Source organism: Pseudomonas sp. MH10 (assembly GCF_034353045.1).
In the GTDB taxonomy this organism is placed as follows: domain Bacteria; phylum Pseudomonadota; class Gammaproteobacteria; order Pseudomonadales; family Pseudomonadaceae; genus Aquipseudomonas.
On the sequence record NZ_CP133783.1, the window covers coordinates 2,760,001 to 2,774,080 of the forward strand.

General features: G+C 54.9%; 12 protein-coding genes and 1 rRNA gene (1 of these 13 cut by a window edge). 2 read left to right on the forward strand and 11 right to left on the reverse strand.

Going from position 1 to position 14,080, the window contains the following annotated elements:
- The 8 genes from RHM59_RS12370 to RHM59_RS12405 form a co-directional block, all read right to left on the reverse strand.
- Nucleotides 1–424 (reverse strand): 16S ribosomal RNA (locus RHM59_RS12370); it reaches 1,115 nt to the left of the window's first position.
- A 683-nt stretch (nt 425–1,107) separates the two neighbouring features.
- Nucleotides 1,108–2,100, reverse strand: a complete 993-nt coding sequence (locus RHM59_RS12375) for an IS5 family transposase (protein WP_322165339.1) — start codon at nt 2,098–2,100, stop codon at nt 1,108–1,110.
- Nucleotides 2,101–2,119: 19 nt separating this feature from the next.
- The gene (gene msrQ, locus RHM59_RS12380) at nt 2,120–2,740 is read right to left on the reverse strand and encodes a protein-methionine-sulfoxide reductase heme-binding subunit MsrQ (RefSeq protein ID WP_322286644.1); all 621 of its coding nucleotides are present in this window, start codon (nt 2,738–2,740) and stop codon (nt 2,120–2,122) included.
- A complete protein-coding gene (gene msrP / locus RHM59_RS12385; protein WP_322286645.1) occupies nt 2,740–3,753 on the reverse strand; it encodes a protein-methionine-sulfoxide reductase catalytic subunit MsrP in 1,014 nt (337 codons plus the stop codon). The genes msrQ and msrP overlap by 1 nt, the downstream gene beginning before the upstream one ends.
- Nucleotides 3,754–3,815: 62 nt before the next feature.
- The gene (gene pssA, locus RHM59_RS12390) at nt 3,816–4,673 is read right to left on the reverse strand and encodes a CDP-diacylglycerol--serine O-phosphatidyltransferase (RefSeq protein WP_322167665.1); all 858 of its coding nucleotides are present in this window, start codon (nt 4,671–4,673) and stop codon (nt 3,816–3,818) included.
- Nucleotides 4,674–4,829: 156 nt separating this feature from the next.
- Complete coding sequence (gene ilvC, locus RHM59_RS12395) at nt 4,830–5,846, reverse strand: ketol-acid reductoisomerase (RefSeq protein WP_322167664.1); 1,017 nt, start codon at nt 5,844–5,846, stop codon at nt 4,830–4,832.
- Between the two features lie 46 nt (nt 5,847–5,892).
- Nucleotides 5,893–6,384, reverse strand: a complete 492-nt coding sequence (gene ilvN, locus RHM59_RS12400; RefSeq protein ID WP_299835450.1) for an acetolactate synthase small subunit — start codon at nt 6,382–6,384, stop codon at nt 5,893–5,895.
- A gap of 2 nt (nt 6,385–6,386) precedes the next feature.
- Nucleotides 6,387–8,111 carry an acetolactate synthase 3 large subunit gene (locus RHM59_RS12405; protein WP_322167663.1) on the reverse strand — a complete coding sequence of 575 codons (1,725 nt, stop codon included), beginning with the start codon at nt 8,109–8,111 and terminating at the stop codon, nt 6,387–6,389.
- Nucleotides 8,112–8,513: 402 nt separating this feature from the next.
- Here RHM59_RS12405 and RHM59_RS12410 point away from each other — a divergent pair, with 402 nt between their 5' ends.
- Nucleotides 8,514–8,951, forward strand: coding sequence for a DUF4124 domain-containing protein (locus tag RHM59_RS12410; protein ID WP_322167662.1), 438 nt, complete (start codon nt 8,514–8,516; stop codon nt 8,949–8,951).
- A gap of 30 nt (nt 8,952–8,981) precedes the next feature.
- On the opposite strand, the gene RHM59_RS12415 is transcribed toward RHM59_RS12410, so the two are convergent.
- From RHM59_RS12415 to mrcB, 3 genes are read right to left on the reverse strand one after another with little or no spacing between them, the layout of a single operon-like run.
- The gene (locus tag RHM59_RS12415; RefSeq protein ID WP_322286646.1) at nt 8,982–9,311 is read right to left on the reverse strand and encodes a YqcC family protein; all 330 of its coding nucleotides are present in this window, start codon (nt 9,309–9,311) and stop codon (nt 8,982–8,984) included.
- On the reverse strand, nt 9,311–10,024 hold the full coding sequence (locus RHM59_RS12420; protein WP_322286700.1) for a hypothetical protein: 714 nt from the start codon (nt 10,022–10,024) through the stop codon (nt 9,311–9,313). Before RHM59_RS12420 ends, RHM59_RS12415 begins: the two co-directional genes overlap by 1 nt.
- Before the next feature lie 55 nt (nt 10,025–10,079).
- Nucleotides 10,080–12,401: a penicillin-binding protein 1B gene (gene mrcB, locus RHM59_RS12425; protein ID WP_322167660.1), complete on the reverse strand. Its 2,322-nt coding sequence runs from the start codon at nt 12,399–12,401 to the stop codon at nt 10,080–10,082.
- A 116-nt stretch (nt 12,402–12,517) separates the two neighbouring features.
- Between mrcB and RHM59_RS12430 the strand changes: the two genes are divergently transcribed.
- The gene (locus tag RHM59_RS12430) at nt 12,518–14,062 is read left to right on the forward strand and encodes a bifunctional aminoglycoside phosphotransferase/ATP-binding protein (protein ID WP_322286647.1); all 1,545 of its coding nucleotides are present in this window, start codon (nt 12,518–12,520) and stop codon (nt 14,060–14,062) included.
- The last annotated feature ends 18 nt before the right edge of the window (nt 14,063–14,080 follow it).

Consider the following 14,080-nt stretch of genomic DNA (forward strand, 5'->3'; position numbering starts at 1 on the left):
CAATCCGAAGACCTTCTTCACACACGCGGCATGGCTGGATCAGGCTTTCGCCCATTGTCCAATATTCCCCACTGCTGCCTCCCGTAGGAGTCTGGACCGTGTCTCAGTTCCAGTGTGACTGATCATCCTCTCAGACCAGTTACGGATCGTCGCCTTGGTGAGCCATTACCTCACCAACTAGCTAATCCGACCTAGGCTCATCTGATAGCGCAAGGCCCGAAGGTCCCCTGCTTTCTCCCGTAGGACGTATGCGGTATTAGCGTCCGTTTCCGAACGTTATCCCCCACTACCAGGCAGATTCCTAGGTATTACTCACCCGTCCGCCGCTCGCCACCAGGTACAAGTACCCGTGCTGCCGCTCGACTTGCATGTGTTAGGCCTGCCGCCAGCGTTCAATCTGAGCCATGATCAAACTCTTCAGTTCAAACATCTTTGGGTTTTTAAAAAACCCTAAATTTAGCTCAGCAATCGTTGGTTATTCTTTGATTTCTCGCGGAGTAACTGGTGACTGCTGATAATCAGTTGACTTCAGTCTTACGGCACAAGCACCCACACGAATTGCTTGATTCAATTGTTAAAGAGCGGTGGGTTGATTCTTTCGTCTCAACCGAGGCGCGCATTCTACAGCAGCGCCCGTTACTGTCAAGCGGTTATTTCAAACACGTTTCAAAGTTTCCTTTGCAACTTCAACCACTTGCGCTTCGATCAACTTCGCGTCTCTCGTCAGCGGGAGGCGAATTCTACAGCGTTTCAACTCGCTGTCAACTGCCTTTTTTCACCGCTTCCGATCACCGCGACCGAAGGCTCTTCCTCGCTGACAAATCTGGCTAACTCATTGATTACCAAGGAGTTTCCGTTTCATCTGCTCCGGAAGAGGTGCGAATTATAGGCCCAGGAAAAGTTACGTCAAGGGCTTATTCATACTTTTGTAACATAAGTTGCTTTTGGCCCCATAAGCCTAGGTATTCGCCTAAGGAAGGTCTGAAATAAGACCTTCTTTTTCTGGCAAATCGGGCGTCAAGCGCTCCGAAAGAAAGTACTTCACTGAAATTTCGAAAATATCGGCTTTTATTGATGAATAAGCCGGTTTTAAGCACTTATTAACCCTTAATTTCCATACTGCGGACGCACCTGTCCTATAGGCTCCATCAAATGTCGGCGCGCCATCCACAGATTCGACAGTGCAAACAGTGTCACCAACTGCGCCGTGTTCTTTACCAACCCGCGAAACCGCACCTTGGTGTAACCAAACTGGCGCTTGATCACCCGAAACGGGTGCTCAACCTTGGCCCGAGTTTGCGATTTGGCGTATTCAATCTTGCGCAACGCACGGCCAATGACGCTTTTTTCTCCATGTTTGCGGCGGCTGCTGGGCCTGGCGGAGATCGACCAGATCATCTCGCGCCCCTCATGTTCAAGCCGCTTTTCTACGCCGGTGTAGCCCGCGTCGCCACAGAGATGGGTCTCTTCGCCGTGCAGCAACTGATCGACTTGAGTGACGTCCGCGACATTGGCTGCCGTGCCCACCACGCTGTGCGTCAGACCCGTATCAGCGTCTACTCCGATGTGCGCTTTCATCCCGAAAAAATATTGATTACCTTTCTTGGTCTGATGCATTTCGGGGTCGCGTTTACCCTCTTTATTCTTGGTCGACGTCGGCGCATGAATGATCGTGGCATCAACAATTGTGCCCTGACGAAGCATCAAACCTCGGTCTCCCAGGTAGCCATTAATGACCTCCAGGATTCCCCCGGCAAGATGGTTTTTCTCCAGCAGGCGACGGAAGTTGAGAATCGTGGTTTCGTCGGGAATGCGTTCCAGATTCAACCCCGCGAACTGGCGCAGAATCGTGGTCTCATAAAGAGACTCTTCCATTGCTGGATCGCTATAGCCGAACCAGTTCTGCATCAGGTGCACACGCAACATGGCCATCAAGGGATACGCCGGGCGGCCCCCTTCGCCTTTTGGATAATGCGGCTCGATCAAAGCGATCAACCCCTTCCAGGGGACGACCTTGTCCATCTCGCTCAGGAAAATCTCACGGCGGGTTCGCTTACGTTTACCGGCGTACTCGGCATCGGCGAAAGAAATTTGCTTCATGGGGGGGCAACCGCTCGGCTCATGTGATGGGGGACATTTCACCAGATTTGAAAACCTTTTTCAGAGTTTCCCTAGCAATTATTGGCACCCGCAGCAATAACAACAACGCACCGATCCCGGCATACAGCGCCCACTCCTTAAGGTCGGCACGGACAATCCAGAACATATGAAGCAGCCCCAGCCCGAGAATCACATAAATGAGGCGATGGAGCTTCTTCCACTGCGTGCCCAACCGACGCTGACTATAACGATTGGACGTTATCGACAACGCGAGCAAACACAGAAACGCCAAACTGCCCACAATGATGTAGGGACGCTTAACCAACTCGACACCCAATTGGGACCAGTCCAATCCCAGAATGAAGAAGGCGTAAGCGCTCATGTGCAGAACAACATAGGTGAAGCACCACAGCCCTAGCTGCCTGCGCACCGCAATCCACCCCGCCCATCCGCTCAAACGCTGAAAGGGGGTCATCGCCAATGTAATCAACAACAAGGTCAACGTACCCAAACCGAGACGATCAACCAAAACCTTGCCGGGATCAGGCCCTAACGCAAAAATCCAAGCCTGGTATAGCCACAAAAGAGGTGCGATGCAGGCCGCGATAAAAACGCCAACACGCCAAAATGGATAACGCATCAATAGTTCTTCCGCAGGTCCATACCCGTATATAAAGAGGCAACCTCCTCCCCATACCCGTTGAACATCTCCGTCTGCCGAATATTGGGACTGAACAAACCGCTGGGCAGACGCCGCTCATGTGCCTGTGTCCAACGCGGGTGGTCAACCGTAGGATTCACGTTGGCGTAAAACCCGTACTCATTCGCTGCAATACTTTGCCAGGTGGTTTTCGGCTGCTCGCTGACCAAACTGATGCGTACGATGGACTTTGCGCTTTTAAAGCCATACTTCCACGGAACGATAAGACGCAACGGCGCGCCGTTCTGATTAGGCAATTCGCGGCCGTACATCCCGACTACCAGAATCGTCAAAGGATTCATTGCCTCATCCAGGCGCAGACCTTCAGCGTAAGGCCAATCAATCAATGCAAAATCAGAACGCTGACCCGGCATGGATTTAGGATCCTGGAGTGTTTCGAAGCGGATGTATTTGGCGCTGGCCGTCGGCTGTACCTGCTTTAGCAACGCAGACAGAGGGAAGCCCATCCAGGGAATGACCATCGACCATGCCTCTACACAGCGCAACCGATATATCCGCTCCTCCAATTGATAGGGCTTCATCAAGTCTTCAAGCGCATAACGACCCGGCTTCCCCACCTCGCCGTCAATCACCACAGTCCACGGTTCGGTTTTCAACGCACCCGCATTTTGCGCGGGGTCACCTTTATCGGTGCCGAACTCATAAAAGTTGTTGTAGTGAGTCGCATCTTTGAATGGCGTGATCGCCTCACCCTTGACCGTAACTGCCTGCCACTTGGTATCTGGCAGCTTTGCCTCGAACCAAGCAGGCGCGGAACCGGGCTCGACATCGGCATAAGGAGAGGGATCTGCCGCGTCGGCCCAACGGGGCAATGCGCTAGCCGCCAAAGCAGCAACTGAGCTGCCCAGCAATGCACGACGGGAGAAGTAAGACGATTCAGGCGTGACATCCGACTCATTGCAGTCGGATGCCGAGGGCAGCTTGATTAGCATGATGACTCCACAGCGTTGGGGGCTAGTGCACCAATAGACTGTGGAGTATGGGGGAAATCGGGCTACTCGGCCGATTTATGGCGACGAAGTCTTAACAAATATTGAACCGGGCCGGACGCCGCGTACGCGAGGAATATCAGCAATAGGATGCGTGGAGGGTCACTGAACACGACCGCAAAAACCAGCACCACCGCGAGAATGGCAACAAACGGCACGCGCCCTTTGAGATCCAGTTCCTTGAAGCTGTTGTACTTGATATTGCTCACCATCAGCATTCCAGCCGCTGCAACCAGCAACGCGACCAGGAATGACATCTTCGATCCCTGGATCCCGTAATCACTGAATGACCAGACAAGGCCGGCGACTACACCTGCCGCAGCCGGGCTGGCCAAACCGATGAAGTAGCGCTTATCAGCCTTGCCAACCTGGGTGTTGAAGCGTGCCAGGCGCAATGCGGCACCCGCGACATAGATAAATGCAACCATCCAGCCAACTTTACCCATATCACCCAGCGCCCAACCAAACGCTAATAAGGCCGGTGCAACGCCAAAAGCAACCATGTCGGCCAGGGAATCGTACTCGGCGCCAAAAGCGCTTTGGGTGTTAGTCATGCGTGCCACTCGGCCATCAAGACCGTCGAGCACCATGGCAATAAAAATAGCGATGGCAGAGAAGCCAAAATACTTGCTCGCTTCGGCCGGGTCCCCGGCACTCATCGCGCTTTGCGCACTCATCGAGCTGATAATGGAGTAAAAGCCTGCGAACAGATTCGCCGTGGTGAACAGATTTGGCAGTAGGTAGATGCCGCGATGCCGGACTTTACGTCCTTCGGCGTCATGGCCTTCTTCAACATGCTCATCGATCGGTAACAGGCTTTCGGCGTCAGAGGCCTGGTTTGGCTCTTCGGGACGTTCGCTCATGGACAATACCTTGCAACGGTGTGGAAAGTTTCAATAGAGGTTTGCAACGAAGGTTCGTTATCAAACGATGCAGCTTTATACCAGAAGCGTGCCGCCATAACGAAAAAACGCGGCCGAAGCCGCGTTTTCCTACAACAAAAACCGTCAGAGCTGAAATCAGTTCTTGGTTCTGTCGACGATTTTGTTAGCGCCGATCCAAGGCATCATCGAGCGCAGTTTCTCGCCAATGATTTCGATGCCGTGGTTAGCGTTGTTGCGACGCTTGGCGGTCATCGAAGGGTAGCCAGTAGCACCTTCGCTGATGAACATCTTGGCGTACTCACCATCCTGAATGCGTTTCAGAGCGTTGCGCATAGCCTGACGCGATTCAGCGTTGATGACTTCAGGACCGGTCACGTATTCGCCGTATTCAGCGTTGTTGGAGATCGAATAGTTCATGTTGGCGATACCGCCTTCGTACATGAGGTCAACGATCAACTTCAATTCGTGCAAGCACTCGAAGTAGGCCATTTCCGGCGCATAACCAGCTTCAACCAGGGTTTCGAAGCCAGCTTTTACCAGTTCAACGGTACCGCCGCACAGAACGGCTTGTTCGCCGAACAGGTCGGTTTCGGTTTCGTCTTTGAAGGTAGTTTCGATGATACCGGTACGGCCGCCGCCAACGCCCGAAGCGTAGGACAGTGCAACGTTTTTAGCGTTGCCGGAAGCATCTTGGTAGATCGCGATCAGGTCAGGAATACCTGCGCCTTTGACGAACTCGGAGCGGACAGTGTGCCCCGGTGCTTTCGGCGCGATCATGATCACATCGAGGTCGGCACGCGGAACAACCTGGTTGTAATGGATGGCGAAACCGTGGGAGAAGGCCAAAGTCGCGCCTTTCTTCAGGTTAGGCTCGATCTCGTCCCGATACAGCTGGGATTGGAATTCGTCAGGAGTCAGGATCATGACCAGGTCAGCAGCGGCCACAGCGGAAGCAACGTCAGTCACTTTCAAGCCGTGAGCTTCAGCCTTGGCGACAGTAGACGAACCTTTACGCAAGCCAACAGTGACATCTACGCCGGAATCTTTCAGGTTGCACGCTTGAGCGTGACCTTGAGAACCGTAACCGATGATGGCCACTTTTTTGCCCTGGATGATCGAAAGGTCGCAGTCTTTGTCGTAATAAACTTTCATGAAATTCCCCTGTTATCGTGGCCACTCGGGCCATTATCAAATTAAGTTAGATGCTCAGTACTTTGTCGCCACGGGCAATGCCCGTTACGCCACTGCGTACTGTTTCCAGGATGGCTGAAGTGCCAATGGCCTGAATGAAGCTGTCCAGTTTGTCGCTAGTCCCTGCCAGTTGCACAGTGTAAACGCTACTGGTTACATCAACGATTTGCCCACGGAAGATATCCGTGGTGCGCTTGATCTCGGCGCGCTGGGCGCCAGTCGCCTTGACCTTGACCAGCATCAGCTCGCGCTCGATGTGCGCGCTCTCGGACAGATCGACCAGTTTGACCACCTCAATCAATTTGTTGAGGTTTTTGGTGATCTGTTCGATGACTTCATCGTGCCCAACCGTAGTCAGCGTCAGACGCGACAATGTCGGGTCTTCGGTCGGCGCCACGGTGAGGCTTTCGATGTTGTAGTTGCGCTGCGAAAACAGGCCAACCACCCGCGACAAAGCGCCGGGTTCGTTTTCCAGCAGTAAGGAAATAATGTGCCGCATGATTAAGTCCGCTCCGTCTTGCTCAGCCACATATCGCGCATCGAGCCGTCTTTGATCTGCATGGGATAGACGTGCTCGCTGGTGTCGACCTTGATATCAAGGAACACCAGACGATCTTTCATGGCAAACGCTTCTTCCATCATCGGCTTCAAATCTTTCAGCTCAGTGATGCGCATGCCGACATGGCCGTAGGCTTCAGCCAGCTTGACGAAATTCGGCAACGACTCCATGTAGGAATGTGAGTGACGAGCACCGTAGTTCATGTCCTGCCACTGACGCACCATACCCAGCGCGCCGTTGTTCAGGTTGATGATCTTCACCGGCAAGTCGTACTGCAAGCAGGTGGACAGCTCCTGGATGTTCATCTGGATGCTGCCTTCGCCCGTTACGCAGGCAACGTCTGACTCCGGAAAGCTGAGCTTGACGCCCATGGCCGCAGGGAAACCGAAGCCCATCGTGCCCAGACCACCGGAGTTGATCCAGCGATTAGGCTTGTTGAACCGATAGTACTGCGCAGCAAACATTTGATGCTGGCCTACGTCGGACGTCACATACGCATCGCCACGGGTGACTTCGCTGAGCGTCTCGATAACGGTTTGCGGCTTGATGATGCTGCCGTCGCCCCGGTTGTACGGGAACATGGCACGGTCACCGCGCCACTCTTCGACCTGTTGCCACCAACTGGCGACGATTTCCTTGTTCGGGGTTTCGCCGATTTCCTTGAGGGTCGCAACCATCTCGGTCAATACGCTTTCGACCGGGCCGACAATAGGAACGTCAGCCTTGATGGTCTTGGAGATCGAAGCCGGGTCGATGTCGATATGGATAATCTTGGCGCTCGGACAGAACTTGGCCGGACCATTGATAACCCGATCATCGAACCGCGCGCCGACAGCCAAAATCACATCGGCGTGGTGCATGGCCAGGTTGGCGGTGTAGCTGCCGTGCATGCCCAGCATGCCGAGGAACTGCCGATCATTGCCCGGATACGCACCAAGGCCCATCAAGGTATTAGTCACTGGCACGTTGAGCAATTGTGCCAACTCGGTCAACGGCGCTGAACCGTTGCCCAGAATCACACCGCCGCCGGCGTAAATGATCGGCCGCTTGGCAGCCAACAACATTTCCACTGCCTTGCGGATCTGGCCCGAGTGACCCCGAACGGCCGGGCTGTAGGAGCGCAGCTTGGCTTTCTTCGGAAAAATGTACTCGAACTTCTCAGCCGGGTTAGTCATATCTTTCGGGATATCGACCACGACTGGACCCGGACGACCGGATTGCGCCAGATAAAAGGCTTTTTTGAGCACTTCAGGAATTTCTGCGGCGTTTTTGATCATGAAGCTGTGCTTCACGATAGGCCGGGAGATTCCGATCATGTCGGTTTCCTGAAACGCGTCGGTACCGACCATGTTGCTCGGAACCTGACCCGACAGGATCACCATTGGGATCGAGTCCATGTACGCAGTCGCGATACCGGTAATGGCATTGGTTGCCCCCGGACCGGACGTCACCAGCACTACGCCAGCCTTGCCCGTCGCGCGAGCATACCCATCAGCCATGTGCGTTGCGGCTTGTTCATGGCGAACCAGGATGTGAGTCACAGCCGGTTCTTTGAACAGGGCGTCATAGATATGCAGGAGGGCACCGCCGGGGTACCCGTAAATATGCTTAACGCCTTCGTCACGCAAAAAGCGGACGACCATTTCAGCGCCAGATAAAAGCTCCACGTTATTCACCTCTAAAACGCCAGAATTCCGCCCACACGCGGGACGGATCTTAATTAGGTTTACTGCTAGCAGAGCATGAGCGACGGTGGTCGCCGACTACGTCAGCACTGACTGAGCAAGTATTGGGAGTTCCCCAAGTGTTGCGGGGCTTTCCCACCCAGCGCGAGGTAACGCGTTGCGGGTGTTACAGGTCGGCGCGGATGTGCGCCTCATGATCTACCGAGACGGCCTGCTTCTGGCAGTCCGTCTTCAGCGAACTTTGGATTGTTGTGATTAGACCTGCTCAAGTCAAGTCATCCGTGCGCTTTCTTCCGACTAACAGCATGAAAAATCACTGAATCACGGCTCTGACCCCGCACTTATGGTAGTTTGCCGCGTGCACAGTCATCGAAGGAAGGAACCATGCGTTGCATGATTTTAGCGGCAACCTTGTTGTGTTCGCTAAGCGCCGTCTGCCAGGCAGGCCAGATCTACAAGTGGGTCGATGCTCAAGGTCAGACTCATTTTGATGCGCAGCCGCCTGCTAACCAGCCGGCGCAGCAGATAGACATCAAGCAAACGCAGACACCACCATCCAGGGCAGCTCTGCCGAAAGCGCCCTTGTCAGGAAGTGACCACGGTGATCAGGCCGCGATAGACGCCAAGGTCAAAAAGCAGGTAGCGGTTCAGGAAGCCAAGCGTGCCACCTACTGCGAGAACGTGAGGACTAACCTCGCGCAGCTTCGCAATAATCCACGGGCCCGTCTGGAGGTCAACGGCGTGATCAGGCGCTTGACTGACGAGGAACGCCAGACCCGCACCGCCGAAGCTGAAAAAGGAATCGCGGACAATTGCCAATAGACCTACTCCGGAGTAGGTCCGACGTATGCCTTAGCGTGTTTCGGTGATTAACCGGTCGAACTGCGCCAGCAATTGCTGAAGAGTACGCGTATCTTGCGGATGACCTGAATAGACCATTTCGGCCATTTCCAGAATGCCCGACGCGCTGGGAAGTGGCAGGTCCTGCTCAAGTATAACTTTCATTTTTGGCAGAAAAATCCACTGCAACCACTGATCAAACGCCAGCAGATCGACACAAAACGGTTCATGACTGGCCAAAGCTTGCGCACTGGGTGGCGACTCGCGCCACCATCCCAGCACGCGTAATTCGCGCTCGATCAGCAGCAAATGCTCAGCCACTTGAGCGAAGCGCTTGTCCATCAGGAGCCGGTTCCCGCTTTTTGACGGGCCAACGCAGCACCCGCCGCATCACCTTGTTTTGCGCGGGATTGAGCAATCAACCCCCACAGACTCGCCTGCAAGTCTGATCGGCCGTTGGAGTAGGTCAAAGCGCGGCGAGCAAGTTGCTCAGCCTGAGGAGAATCGCCCTGAGCCAAACGCACTTGGGCCAGACGGAATAGCACTTGTGGTTCGCGTGGAGCCACACGTTGAGCGCGCTCCAGACTCGACGACGCACCATTCAGATCGCCGCTGGATTGTTGCTGCTGTGCGGTGGTGAGCAACGAAAGTACCGCGCCATCGAGCTGCTCATCCGCTGACAAGCCCCCGCCGCTGTTGCTGCTGGGAATCCCTGTCGGCGCTGTGGAGTTATAGCTGTTGTTGATCGGCGCTGGATTCATCGGGGCTGAATTGATGGGGGCCGTATCGATAGGCATGGTGTCGATTGGACTGGTATTGAACTGGGGAGCCCCCGTTGATGAAGGGTAGCTCTGGATCGGAGCCGAGCCACCGCCACTTGGGATCATTACGGTCACACCCGAATCTTGTGGCACCGCTTGCTGTTGCTGCTGAGGCGCGGTCTGACGATAGCCGCCTGCACGATTACCCTGAACACGCTCGCTATTGGAGACTTTGCTACCGGAATCTTCTACCGGAATGGAACCACGCTGTACGCTGGCGCAACCGTTTAGCAAAGCCACCGCTGTTAAAGCAGGAATCAACCACTTATTCACGTCACATCCTCTTTGCTTATTTCAACCAGCCCTTGACCCAATCCATGACGGAATCGGCTGCGGCGGGGACGCCGCCACAAGCAGTGCCGGGCGCCGGTTCACTGCCGCGAATATACGGCATCTGCACCGCATTCGGGCAGGTCGAATCAGAGCCTTGGCCCGTGCTGGAATTGATCCAGGCCTGAACCACATTATCGGGCTGCGCGGTTTCCAGCGAAATCGGATCGGCCCGGCGCATGAAGCTGGTCCATATTTGCAACGCCCCCGTTGCGCCAGTGAACGGTGTTTGGCCGTTATCGTCGCGACCTACCCAGACCACCGCCAACAAATCCTGGCTGAAACCAGCAAACCAGCTGTCACGCGAATCATTGGTAGTACCGCTTTTACCGGCCAGATTCAGCGTACTCGGCAACTGGTTATATGCCGACTTGCCAGTGCCTTCGCGCATGACGCGCTGCATGGCATTTTGCAGTAGATAAATGGAGCCCGGATCGAAGCGCTGCTGGATCTGGAACGGGTAACGCTTAAGGGGTTCACCTTCGGCGGTCAGTACGCTACGGATGCCTCGCATCGGGGTATTGAAACCACCGTTGGCAATGGTCTGGTACATCGTTGCCACTTCAATCGGACTGAGGCTGCCCGCACCCAATAGCATCGATGGATACGCTGGCCACTCTCGGGTTATGCCCAACTTAGCCAATGTTTTGAACACATTAGGCACACCTAGTTCGAGACCCAGCTTCGCCGAGGACAAGTTGTAGGAATGCGCCAAGCCCTGATACAGAAAAATATTACCGTGGGATTTGTGATCGAAGTTCTGTGGTTTCCAGATCTGACCATCCGCGCCTTTGACCGAAAATAGTTCGTCGGCGATCCAACTGGTCAAGGTGTATTTACTTGGCTGTTCCAGCGCCGTCAGGTAAATCGCCGGCTTAACCAGTGATCCGATCGGACGTACGGCATCCAGTGCTCGGTTAAATCCGGCGTAGCCTGCTTGACGGCTACCAACCAGGGCTTGAACTTCACCGGTTTCCGGGTTGGTCACGACCATGGCAGTTTCCACGTCCTCGCCACCCTTGCGCCCATCAAGCTTTTTGAATGCCTCGGTGACTGCGGCTTCGGACTTCATCTGCAGGATCGGGTCAAAACTGGTGAAGATGCGCAGACCTTCTTCGGTCAAATCCTCGTCGCGGTAATCTTCACGCAACTGTCGCTTGACCAGATCCAGGAAGTCCGGGAACGAGCTGTCCGCCAGGCTGCCGACTTTGCTCACGCCCAAGGGCATTTTCTTCGCGGCGGCAACCACCTCCGCCGTCGCTACGCCCTGCTGCTCCAGCAGATCAAGCACCAGATTGCGGCGCTCCATTGCCCGGTCAGGATAGCGACGAGGGTTGTAATAGGACGGACCTTTGACCATACCGACCAACAGCGCCACTTGGTGCAGCTTCAGTTCAGACAGCGGCTGACTGAAAAAATATTGGCTGGCAAGCCCGAAACCATGAACGGCGCGCTGACCATCCTGACCAAGGAAAACCTCATTGAGGTAAGCCTCCAGAATTTCCTTTTTGCTGTAATGAATCTCCAGCAGCACTGACATCATGGCCTCGGTCAGCTTACGGCTGAGGCTACGCTCGTTGGTCAGGTAGAAGTTTTTGACCAACTGCTGCGTAAGCGTACTGCCGCCCTGGCGCATCTGGCCAGATGAGGCGTTGACCCAGAATGCCCGGGCAATCGACTTGGGTGACACGCCAAAGTGGTGATAGAAATCCCGGTCCTCGACCGTCACCAGGGTGTCGAGCAGATACGGCGGCGCCTGATCGAGCTTGATCAGGATGCGGTCTTCGAGGTTTTTCGGGTACAGCCCGCCGATCATCAGCGGCTCAAGCCGAGCCACTGATAGCTTGGAACCGTCGGTCGCTGATAAAGCGGCGACAGAGTTTCCCGCAAAACGGACACGCACTTTCTGGGCAGGGTCAGTGCCCTCGTAGAATTGGAAACCCCGCGTATTGAGATCAACGGTTGTCCCGCTGACCGCCGCTGCGCCCGGACCGTTGGCCACTGCTTCACGACGATAGCCCAGCGCGTCGAGTTCAGTCAGAAAATCGACCTGGGACAGCTTTTGCCCGACGAACAGCTCCAACGGACGCGCGTAAACCTTGGCCGGAATAGTCCATCGCTTACCGGAAAACTTTTCCTGAACGATGGCATCAAGGTAGATGGCAAACCCGGCGAGCACGACCAAGCCGACCAGACCGAGCTTCAGCGCCCAGCCTAACCAGGGACGAAGACCGCCAGAGGCGCGTTTTTTTGGGGTACGAGAAGTGCGGGTACGAGTCATGGCGGCGGATTATACGCACTTTATCGATGATCGAAAGACGCGCGTCTAGCGGTTTGCAGCACAGCGATGAGTCGCCATAATAGCGGCCTGAATTTTAACCCCTTGAAGGATCGCCTGTGAGCCAATCCCTGATAACCGCACTGCAAAACCCGGCTTTATTTCCACACCCGGTCGACAGTTTTCAGGTCATTGAGACACATATTTCCTGGGTACTGCTAACCGGCCCTTATGCTTATAAATTCAAAAAACCGGTAAATTTCGGTTTCCTCGACTTCACTACGCTTTCAGCCCGGGAACACTTTTGCGGCGAAGAGCTGCGTTTGAACCAGCGCCTGACCGAGGACCTTTATCTGGAAGTCTTGCCGATTACCGGCAGCGTCGACGTACCGCAGATAGGCGGTGATGGCGAAGTGATCGAATACGCCCTGAAAATGCGCCAGTTCCCACAAAGTCAGTTACTCAGCACCTTGCAGGCCAATGGCGAACTCACCACGTCGCACATCGACGAAATGGCCAAGCAGATTGCTGAGTTCCACCTCGCCGCACCTCATGTGCCGTTGGAGCACGCGCAAGGCACGCCTGAATCCGTAATGGCGCCGGTGCAGCAAAACTTCGATCAAATTCGAGCACTGATCAGCGATAAAGCTGACTTGCAACAGCTGGAAGCATTGGAAGCCTGGGCGCAATGCAGCTTCGAACGGCTCAAAAGCCTGCTTTCCCAGCGTAAAGCCGAGGGATTTATTCGCGAATGCCATGGCGACATTCATCTGGGTAACGTCACGATGATCGACGCAAAGGTCGTCATTTTCGATTGCATCGAATTCAACGAACCCTTCCGGTTTACCGACGTCTACGCAGACATAGGTTTTCTCGCGATGGACCTCGAAGACCGTGGCCTGAAGTCTTTGTCACGACGTCTGATCAGCCAATACCTGGAACTGACCGGCGACTATCAGGGCCTTGAACTGCTGAACTTCTATAAGGCGTATCGGGCGCTGGTTCGCGCAAAAGTCGCGCTGTTCAGCCTGCCTGCAGACGCTGAGCCCGTGCAGCGAGCGACCACGCTGCGTCAATATCGCAACTATGCCAATCTGGCGGAAAGCTATAGCGCAATACCATCACGCTTTCTTGTCATCACCCACGGCGTCTCTGCCGTAGGAAAAAGCCACGTGGCGATGCGTCTGGTGGAAGCATTGGGGGCGATTCGCTTGCGTTCGGACATTGAACGCAAGCGCCTTTTCGCCAATAACAAAGAGACTGGCGACCTTTATGGCGCTGATGCCAGCACCGCCACCTACACCCGATTGAATCAACTCGCCGATAGCATCCTGCGCGCGGGTTTTCCCGTGGTCATCGATGCAACCTATCTGAAGCGCGAGCAACGTGACGCCGCAGCCAAAGTTGCCGAAGCGTCTGGCGCGCCGTTCCTTATTCTCGATTGCAGCGCGCCGCAAGCCGTTATCGAAGGTTGGCTGGCGCAACGTCAGGCACAAAACAACGATCCGTCCGACGCCACTCTGGAAGTAATCGAAGCTCAACAAGCTAATCGTGAGCCACTGGGTGCGGATGAAATTCTGCGCAGCACGCAGGTCGAAACCAACAACAGCAGCGATTTAGACGGTCTGGTCGCCCACCTCCGCCAACGCTTGCCGGGCCTCTGAGCGTCTTTTTGAGCCGTA

Excerpts from the sequence above, each read along its gene's own strand:
- RHM59_RS12375 (WP_322165339.1), bottom strand. The coding sequence starts at position 2,100 with ATGAAGCAAATTTCTTTCGCCGATGCCGAGTACGCCGGTAAACGTAAG.
- msrQ (WP_322286644.1), bottom strand. The coding sequence starts at position 2,740 with ATGCGTTATCCATTTTGGCGTGTTGGCGTTTTTATCGCGGCCTGCATC.
- msrP (WP_322286645.1), bottom strand. The coding sequence starts at position 3,753 with ATGCTAATCAAGCTGCCCTCGGCATCCGACTGCAATGAGTCGGATGTC.
- pssA (WP_322167665.1), bottom strand. The coding sequence starts at position 4,673 with ATGAGCGAACGTCCCGAAGAGCCAAACCAGGCCTCTGACGCCGAAAGC.
- ilvC (WP_322167664.1), bottom strand. The coding sequence starts at position 5,846 with ATGAAAGTTTATTACGACAAAGACTGCGACCTTTCGATCATCCAGGGC.
- ilvN (WP_299835450.1), bottom strand. The coding sequence starts at position 6,384 with ATGCGGCACATTATTTCCTTACTGCTGGAAAACGAACCCGGCGCTTTG.
- RHM59_RS12410 (WP_322167662.1), top strand. The coding sequence starts at position 8,514 with ATGCGTTGCATGATTTTAGCGGCAACCTTGTTGTGTTCGCTAAGCGCC.
- RHM59_RS12415 (WP_322286646.1), bottom strand. The coding sequence starts at position 9,311 with ATGGACAAGCGCTTCGCTCAAGTGGCTGAGCATTTGCTGCTGATCGAG.
- mrcB (WP_322167660.1), bottom strand. The coding sequence starts at position 12,401 with ATGACTCGTACCCGCACTTCTCGTACCCCAAAAAAACGCGCCTCTGGC.